Raw genomic sequence first — 7,817 nt, 5'->3', positions numbered from 1 at the left:
CTCCCCGATGGAGTTCGAACAGCACCACCACAAGACAGCTAAACTCTCACTCGCAGCATGAACCCCTGTGTCCACACTCCGGGGGTCACCTCAGTCCTTCGAATTGACGTGAACGTCGGCGCGGTCGTCCACAACCATGTGGAAATCCTCGGCAGAGAACTGATCCAGCACTAGCGTGGGCTGGCCCGGGCCAAGCTGCCAGGTGTGCACTTTCAGGGCATCGGTGGCGGTGGAGAAACCGGGGCTCGTGGATGGGAAGTTCACGGCGAATACCTCTCTGACCTGGGGTTCCGGAAGGTCGTCTACGTTGACATCCATCTGCGCCCGCTGGCCAGTCCTTCGCGACTCTTTCTTGTCTGCCCCCGGCGAACTGAGACAGGCTCCTCTTGTGGGATGTCAGATTCCAGGGCCGAATTTCACGGTTGCTGGCCACTCGGCGGCCGATCGGCCGCGAATCTGAGACTGGCTGGTTCTTCTGTCACGTTCAAGCTCGCGGATTCTCACTCGACCCCATTCGGGTTGGCAGATCCTTGCTGACCGGGCTCAGAGTGACGGATCCGTGCGACGCCCTTGTCCAGCCCACGCCGAGTGGCGGGCCCTCAGCGGACCTGAGCTTCTTGCGGATCCGCTCCTGCTCCATCGTCCGCTTTACCGCTTGTGCCGCCAGAGCAGCAGGCTCACCCTTCGGCGTGATACTCGGCATGACATAATGCCGAGATGGATCAGGGTGTAGCCGCCATACTCGCGGCACTGATCGCGGTGACAGGTGTGGCGCTTGGCCTGTTCGGGGCCCGCTGGCAGGCACGCAGTATGCGAGAGCAGGCGAACGCAGCCATAGAAGCGGTCAGGGCGCAGGGCCGAGACCAGAACACACAGTGGCGTCGGACCGTAAGGCGCGATGTGTGGGTCGAATATCTCGGCGCTGTGGATGAGTTCCGGCTTTCTGCCGAAGTCGTGACAGGCCATCTCGCCGATGAAGAGCTGCCGGAGGCCGAGCTGGCGCTCGAAGATACCTATGCTCGCTCCGTGAGAGCGACGGACGCTTATCGCAAGATCGAGCTCGAAGGGCCCGAGGAAATCGTCTCGAAGGGCTACGTCCTACAAGGCTCCACAGTCAACACGATCTTCGAGTTGGAACAGACACTCATTGCTACGCGATCGATGAGGGAGCTCCAAGAAGCCGGGGAGCGTGAGCAGCTGGAAGCTCTCTCGGATCATGATCAACCGATCGCTGCGATTCTCAGTTCCCTACGCGAGCTGCAGGCGATGGACTCCCAAGATCCAGGCCGCACGGAGTACGGTCAGCAGGTCGGCCGCCAAATCGTTGCCTTGGGCCTGCTATCCGCATCCGATGCTGGCGCCCTCCTGTTCACCTACAGTCAGCAGCTGTCGCTGAGCGAGGCCCTGGAGCGTTTCCCGCACGGTCGGTGGCTTCGGTTCCATGAAGTGCGAACAGACTTTGTTCAAGCGGCTCGCTCTCATCTCGATGGCGGATCTTGAGCCTGTCCATGCCCTGAGAGACCGCCATCGATCAGGCCGCGTGCCGGCCTCCGGTCGACCGCGTCCGTGAGACGGGCTGGCCGAGTGCGGCTGGAGCCTCGGAGTAAGTCCCGCCCCAGTCACGATGTAGCTGCGGGACATCTTCTGCGAAGAATCTTCCGTGCGCACGCCAAGCGGAGCGCTGATAGTTGCTGCATGGATGCGATTGATGCAGCGCGTGCCGTTGTTGAGGAACATCACCCTGTCGCTCGGGCTGCGTTCTTAGGAGGCAGTGTCGTGACTGGCCGCCGCACGGCGATGTCGGACCTCGACATCGTGGTGCTCCTTCACGGATCCCCCGCCCCGTACCGGGCAAGCCTGCGGAGGGATGAGTGGCCGGTGGAGATGTTCGTGCACACCGAAGCGACGTGGCACGCGTACACCCAGCGTGAGGTACGCAAGCGCCGGTCACCACTGCTCTGGATGTGCGCCGACGGGATCCTCCTCTTCGACAAGGACGGAGTCGGGACGCACCTCGCCGCCGAAGCCCGAAGGCTGACCGCCGCAGGGCCACCCACGGTGTCGGCCGAAGAGATAGACGACCGCCGCTACGCGATCACCGACCTCCTCGATGATCTCGTGGGGAGCACTGACCAGGGCGAACGGTTGTTCATCGCCACCGAACTAGTGAGACGAGCCGGAGAGTTGGCGCTGGCCGCTAGCGGAACCTGGAACGGGGGCGGGAAGTGGCTGGCCCGCCGCCTTGAGACCCCAGCGCCGGGTCTCAGCATGCGCCTGCACGATGGTCTGCGTGAAGTATTGGCTGGGCGGATCGAGCCCCTCGCGGCAGTCGTGGACGAGGTGCTGGAGCAGGTCGGCGGCCGGTTGTGGGTCGGCTACCAGCGCGGTGGAACCCCCTGAACAAGGTCGCTATACGGCCACAGGTCCCACTCGACGCGCGTCCAGCTCAGCCTTGCAGCGTCGCTCAGAGGCCCACGAGGCGGCGCCGACTCCGTAGCGGCGCATCCGGGCGGACTAGGGTCGTCACCTATGCAGAAGCTGGTGCTCTTCGATCTCGACAACACCCTGATCGACAGAAACGGTGCCATCCAAGACTGGGCCGCTCAGTTCGCCGCTCGGTACTCCCTCGCTGGCCACGCCGCCACGCAATTGGTTGAGTCGGTCCAGGCGCGAGCATTCCCTGCCACCTTCGAGTCCATACGGGCCGAGCACCGTCTCCCGTCCTCCGCTGATTCGCTCTGGAGGCAGTACTGCTCCGACATCGCGGCGGCGGTCAGATGCCCTGAGCGGGTGCTCACGGGCATGGATGCCCTACGAGCCACCGGTTGGCGAGTCGGTATCGCCACCAACGGGGCAACTGACATCCAGAACGCCAAGCTCCAGGCGACCGGCCTGGTCGGTCGCGTTGATGGCGTCTGCGTCTCGGAGTCCGTCGGTGCACGAAAGCCCTCTGCCGTCGTCTTCGAGGCGGCAGCCGTAGCGTGTGGCTCCCGCCTCTCCCAAGGCGGCTTGATGGTGGGCGATAACCCAGAGACCGACATTGATGGAGGTCGTCGAGCCGGCCTAGGCACAATCTGGATCCACAACGGGCGTTCGTGGCCTGTTCGGCTCGCCGCACCTGATCATTGCGTACCCGACGCGGAGGCGGCCATCGCGCTGCTGCTGGCCAATGACTGTTCGAGGAGTGTGACTAAGTGAAGTCCGACATCGCTGCGGTGGGGCTGCTGCATCCAGGCAGCATGGGCGCGGCTTTCGCAACCCAGCTCCGAGCCCGAGGCACGACCGTCCTCTGGTGCCCTGTCGGCCGCAGCAACGCTTCCAGGCAACGTGCGGAGCAAGCAGGCATGGAAGCAGTCGACGATCTCAGGCAGCTCCTACGACGCGTCGACCTGGTGGTCTCCTTGTGCCCGCCGGCAGCCGCCGAGGTGGTCGCAGCAGCAGTGGCCGAGCACGGTTTCCGCGGCGGGACGTACGTCGAGGCCAACGCAATCACTCCGCAGAGGGTCCGAGCTGTCGCCGCATGTCTGTCTGACGCAGCCGTTGTCGACGGTTCTGTCGTCGGCTCTCCTCCGGTAGGGGGGAAGCAGCCAACGCTTTACCTCTCAGGCCCCACGCGGCACGTCGCGCTGGTTGCCGACCTCTTTGAGGGGACCGCTGTGCACACACGTTCCCTGGGAAGTGAGATCGGACAGGCTTCCGCTCTGAAGCTGGCGTACTCCAGCTATCAGAAGGCGTCCCGCGTCTTGGCCGCCGTGGCATACGGGCTGGCCGACGCGAACGGCGTCGCGGACGAGCTCCTGCAGATCGCCTCCAAGCGCGCCGGCAGTTATCTGACGGAGACGGACTACATTCCCAAGACGGCCGCTCGCGCCTGGCGGTGGGCGCCCGAACTGGAAGACGCCGCAGATCTGCTCACCGAGTCGGGATTGCCGGACCGCTTCATGCGAGAGATTGCCGCTGCCCTTCACCTCTGGGACGAGGTCCACGACAGGCCCGTCACCGTCTCCCGTGCTCTCGAACTCCTGAGTTCAGTGGAGGCTCGTCACACAGACGCGCGTACGAGCTGATCAATGAGGACTGCCGCGTCCCCAGGCGAGGAGACCTCGGTGTCCACACGGAGGTCCCAGCCGGGGTGATCGTTGGTGGCGAGATCCTTCTCCGTCGCATCCCATGCGGCGAGCCTGGCCTCCGTATCGCGATCGCCTCGGCTGGTCGAGCGGAGGGCCGTGGCCTCCCGAGAGCACCATATGAGCACCGTCGACCAGGCGGCGAGGTACTTGGCGGTCACCGCCTTCACACCTGCGACCTGGCCGAGGTGGAGGATGGGGACGCGCCCACCCTCCATGGCCAGCCCGAGGCCCTGGCGGTCGACAGCGTAGGTGTTTCCGTATCGGTCATTGCGGTAGATAAGGTCGCCCCGCCTCTCTAGATCCGCCAGCTGATCCGGGGTACCCATCCGGTATCCCGCAGACTTGCCGCTGCCGATTTTGAGTCGGCTGAAGAGGACATAACGCGAGTCGAGTTCGGCGAGAGCCGCCGTCACCGTGTCCTTGCCGGCGGCAGGCGGCCCGTAGAGCAGGATTCCCTGGTTCATCAGAACACCGTTCCCAACACCCGTCGTACTTGGTCAGTGAGGGATATAGCCGCGCCGAGCCGGTTGTCCACCACCATATGGGCGACGGCAGGGCGCAGTTCGACGTCGACGGATTTCACGTACTCGTCCCAGTGCTGAAGCTTCCAGCTGTCGCGGGCGGCGGACCGGAAGCTGATGTACTCACGCATCGTTTCCACATCGCACTTGATCCAGACTATGGAGACGCTGACGCCTCGGGCCTCGCATCGGTTGGTCAGGCGCTGGATCCAGCGGACATCCATCACTTCCGAGACGAACGGCGCTGTCAGCACCGTGCTGATGGAGCAGTCGATGTTGGCGTAGGCGGTCTCAAGCAGGCACTGGTACTCAAGGGGCCGCACCTGCTCACGGTAGAGCTCGGAATGCCGGTCGTTGGGCTCGCTGCCCATCTCCACCAGAAGCCGCTCGACCAGGGGACGCGTGATCGGGTCCTTGTCGAGGACCGGCCATCCTGTGAGCTGGGAGATGAAGCGGGAGAACTCCGACTTTCCGCTCCCTGCGAAGCCGCCGACGATGAGCAGAGACGGGCGATGAGGATCTCCGCCCGTGTGCCGACGCTTCCACGCGTCGATGATCCGCTGTTGAACGTCGAGATCGCCGCTGGCATCCGTGCCTGGCGTGATCTGAGAGAGCGCCCGCTCGACAGCGACTACGTGGGCCCCGTTGCGGGACTCCGTCGCCGGCGTGAGGTTCAGGTGCGTGGCCTCGTCGGGCAAAGGATGGCGGAATCCCAGCTCGGGTTCCGTACCGCGGTACAGAAGGCAGTACGCGCGCCGATAGTGCGGACCCGGGTATACCTCGCCCTGCTCATGCTGCCAGAGCGTCTGAAAGTTGGCTGCGGGCACCGTGATAGCGGCCCTTGTGGCCACTTCGCGCAAACGCTCGCCGGCACGCTCGAGGGTTAATCCGTGTGCCTCGCGCACCTCGCGGAGCTTGTCCGGGCGCCATCCCGCACGGCTCCTCGACACGTCAGTTACCGCCTGCCCATCGGTCAACATGATCGGGACTGTAAGTCTGCCCTGTGCGAAGTCGTGTGTAAGCAGATGTTGAAAAGTCGGAGTGCTCGCCGATGAACGGCCTCACTAGCCCGCCGTGATACACGGATGACCTGCGCCCCGCTGTCATGGACCTTGTCAGCCCGCCGAGCTCCCAACTGGCGGTCGATCGCTACTGGTTCATGGAGGAGCTGAGGATGCTCGAGATCGGAGAGCAGCACAGCGCATCGGCCGAACGGTCGGAGCAACAGATCGCCTACTACCGCGCAAGGGCTGATGAGTACGACACCGCATACGCGGACCGTATGGGGATGCCCCGGCTCTCGCCCGTGCTCGATCGCTTGCCCATCAGCGGAGACGTCCTGGAGCTGGCGTGCGGCACGGGCCAGTGGACCCACCTGCTCGCCGGGCGCTCCCGCAGCTTGACCGCAGTGGACGCCGCGCCCGAGATGCTGGCTATCGCGAAACGCCGTCTGGAGGGCTCGACGACTCGCTTCATCGAGGCGGACATCTTCAGCCAGATTTCTGATCGCCAGTACGACACCGTGTTCTTCGCTTTCTGGCTCAGCCATGTGCCGCCCGCATACCTGGAACTCTTCTGGAAGGCCCTCCGGAAGGCTCTGAAGCCCGGTGGCTGCGTGGTCTTCCTCGACGACTCCCGTGCAAAGGCGGAGATCGAGCAGACAATCGAGGGGCGTGCGGTTCCGACGGTGCGCCGGAGACTCTCCGACGGAAGTCAGCACCTGACCGTGAAGGTTCTTTACGACGCCGGCGGGCTCACGAAACGGCTGGACGCCCTGGGCTGGGAGTCTCACGTCGAGCAGGTCGATCGCTACCACTACGTCGGAGTCGCCCGGCCGCAGGCCCACTCATGACCGGCATCAACGGATACCCGGCGTCCCTCTCGGTCCACGCCGGCCGCAGCATCCGACTTCACATCGCCACCTCCGCAGATCGCTTCCGGCTCGACTTCTACCGCTGGGGCTCGACACCCAAGCACACGGGACACGTCGAGTGGCCCGGACGGGACGCCGTACCCGGACTGTACGACGAGGACTGGCAGTGGCCAGCCTACGACTTCATCGTTCCGCGAGACTGGCAGTCCGGTGTCTACATCGGAGTCCTGAGCACGGGGGTCCGTCCGAGCCAGCCAGTCATGGACGCTCGCGAGGCCAGATTCCTTCTGGTCGTCACGCCCGCCGTTCCCTCGGGCCGCAAGGTCCTCTACAAGATCCCTGTTTCCACCTATCACGCCTACAACACAGCGGGGGGTGGAAGCCTCTACAGCGCCTCCCGGGTGACCCTGCGCCGACCCGGCGGCGGTGTCGGCGGTCCGGTCAAGGGCCTGCCCGATCCGTACGACACCTCGTCACCTCGGCAGACGTTTGCGCACTGGGATGCTCCCTTCATCTCCTGGATGGAGGAGAACGGGATTCAGAGCGACTACTGCACGGATCTCGACCTCGACGAAGGCCGACTCCTCGGCAACGGATATCGTCTCCTGGTCTCCTCCGGGCACGACGAATACTGGACCGCCCAGACCCGTCGGAACGTAACCGCCTTCCGCGACACAGGTGGCAACATCGCCAACTTCGGAGCCAACAGCTGCTGGTGGCGAGTGAGTGCCGACGAGGACCGCTCGGCCCTTGAGTGCGCGAAGTTCCCTCCCGACGCCCCTGCCGGAACAGACCCGGACAGCTCGTACGGCTGCCCCGACCACTGGTGGGAGTCGGAGCCTGAGAACGCCCTCTTGGGCGTGAGCTACCGAAACGGCGGCGGGCATTGGGACGGCCCGCGCGCACCCCTCGGATTCACCGTCACCGACGCGGACCACTGGGTGTTCTCCGGGACCGGCCTCAAAACCGGTGACACATTCGGCCAGGACAGCGCGCTCGTCGGGTACGAATGCGACGGCGCCGCATACGAGATCGATGGGCGGAGACGCCCGCGGCCCACCGGCCAGGACGGAACGCCGAAGAGCTTCCAGATCCTCGGCATCGCCCCACTGCCCTCCGATTGGAACTTCGCAGCCCGCGAGCCCGTGCCCAGCCCCCGTGCGGCCACCCTCGGTCTCTACAGGGCGACCGGCACCGTCTTCACCGCCGCCACCACTGACTGGTCCCGACTGCTCGCCACCGACCCCCAGGTCGCGGCCATCACCCACAACGTCATCACCCGGCTCGCCTGAC

8 protein-coding genes and 1 pseudogene are annotated in these 7,817 nt (G+C 64.9%); 6 read left to right on the top strand and 3 right to left on the bottom strand.

Annotation, left to right across the window (positions count from 1 at the left end; translation table 11 throughout):
* Nucleotides 1-93: 93 nt before the first annotated feature.
* Nucleotides 94-318 (bottom strand): annotated as a pseudogene (locus ACIGJO_RS30930) (hypothetical protein); the annotation flags it as partial.
* A 399-nt stretch (nucleotides 319-717) separates the two neighbouring features.
* Here ACIGJO_RS30930 and ACIGJO_RS30925 point away from each other — a divergent pair.
* From ACIGJO_RS30925 to ACIGJO_RS30910, 4 genes are all read left to right on the top strand, one after another.
* Nucleotides 718-1,500, top strand: a complete 783-nt coding sequence (locus ACIGJO_RS30925) for a hypothetical protein (RefSeq protein ID WP_329167209.1) — start codon at nucleotides 718-720, stop codon at nucleotides 1,498-1,500.
* A 195-nt stretch (nucleotides 1,501-1,695) separates the two neighbouring features.
* Nucleotides 1,696-2,400 carry a nucleotidyltransferase domain-containing protein gene (locus tag ACIGJO_RS30920; RefSeq protein ID WP_266922506.1) on the top strand — a complete coding sequence of 235 codons (705 nt, stop codon included), beginning with the start codon at nucleotides 1,696-1,698 and terminating at the stop codon, nucleotides 2,398-2,400.
* Nucleotides 2,401-2,529: 129 nt separating this feature from the next.
* Nucleotides 2,530-3,198, top strand: coding sequence for an HAD family hydrolase (locus ACIGJO_RS30915; RefSeq protein ID WP_266922505.1), 669 nt, complete (start codon nucleotides 2,530-2,532; stop codon nucleotides 3,196-3,198).
* The gene (locus ACIGJO_RS30910; protein ID WP_323179497.1) at nucleotides 3,195-4,067 is read left to right on the top strand and encodes a DUF1932 domain-containing protein; all 873 of its coding nucleotides are present in this window, start codon (nucleotides 3,195-3,197) and stop codon (nucleotides 4,065-4,067) included. Before ACIGJO_RS30915 ends, ACIGJO_RS30910 begins: the two co-directional genes overlap by 4 nt.
* Here the strand turns inward: ACIGJO_RS30910 and ACIGJO_RS30905 are convergent.
* Entirely contained in the window at nucleotides 4,043-4,594 is a 552-nt protein-coding gene (locus ACIGJO_RS30905) for a guanylate kinase (RefSeq protein ID WP_329167204.1), read from the bottom strand. The two genes, ACIGJO_RS30910 and ACIGJO_RS30905, sit on opposite strands and share 25 nt — an antisense overlap.
* Complete coding sequence (locus ACIGJO_RS30900; RefSeq protein WP_266922503.1) at nucleotides 4,594-5,631, bottom strand: AAA family ATPase; 1,038 nt, start codon at nucleotides 5,629-5,631, stop codon at nucleotides 4,594-4,596. The genes ACIGJO_RS30905 and ACIGJO_RS30900 overlap by 1 nt, the downstream gene beginning before the upstream one ends.
* Nucleotides 5,632-5,825: 194 nt before the next feature.
* Between ACIGJO_RS30900 and ACIGJO_RS30895 the strand changes: the two genes are divergently transcribed.
* Together ACIGJO_RS30895 and ACIGJO_RS30890 are read left to right on the top strand one after the other, a co-directional pair.
* A complete protein-coding gene (locus ACIGJO_RS30895; protein WP_266922502.1) occupies nucleotides 5,826-6,503 on the top strand; it encodes a class I SAM-dependent methyltransferase in 678 nt (225 codons plus the stop codon).
* Complete coding sequence (locus ACIGJO_RS30890) at nucleotides 6,500-7,816, top strand: N,N-dimethylformamidase beta subunit family domain-containing protein (protein WP_266922501.1); 1,317 nt, start codon at nucleotides 6,500-6,502, stop codon at nucleotides 7,814-7,816. Before ACIGJO_RS30895 ends, ACIGJO_RS30890 begins: the two co-directional genes overlap by 4 nt.
* Nucleotide 7,817 lies beyond the last annotated feature (1 nt).

This window comes from Streptomyces sp. NPDC079020 (assembly GCF_044542225.1).
Taxonomy (GTDB): domain Bacteria; phylum Actinomycetota; class Actinomycetes; order Streptomycetales; family Streptomycetaceae; genus Streptomyces.
This window is presented reverse-complemented; position numbering and strand designations above follow the sequence as displayed.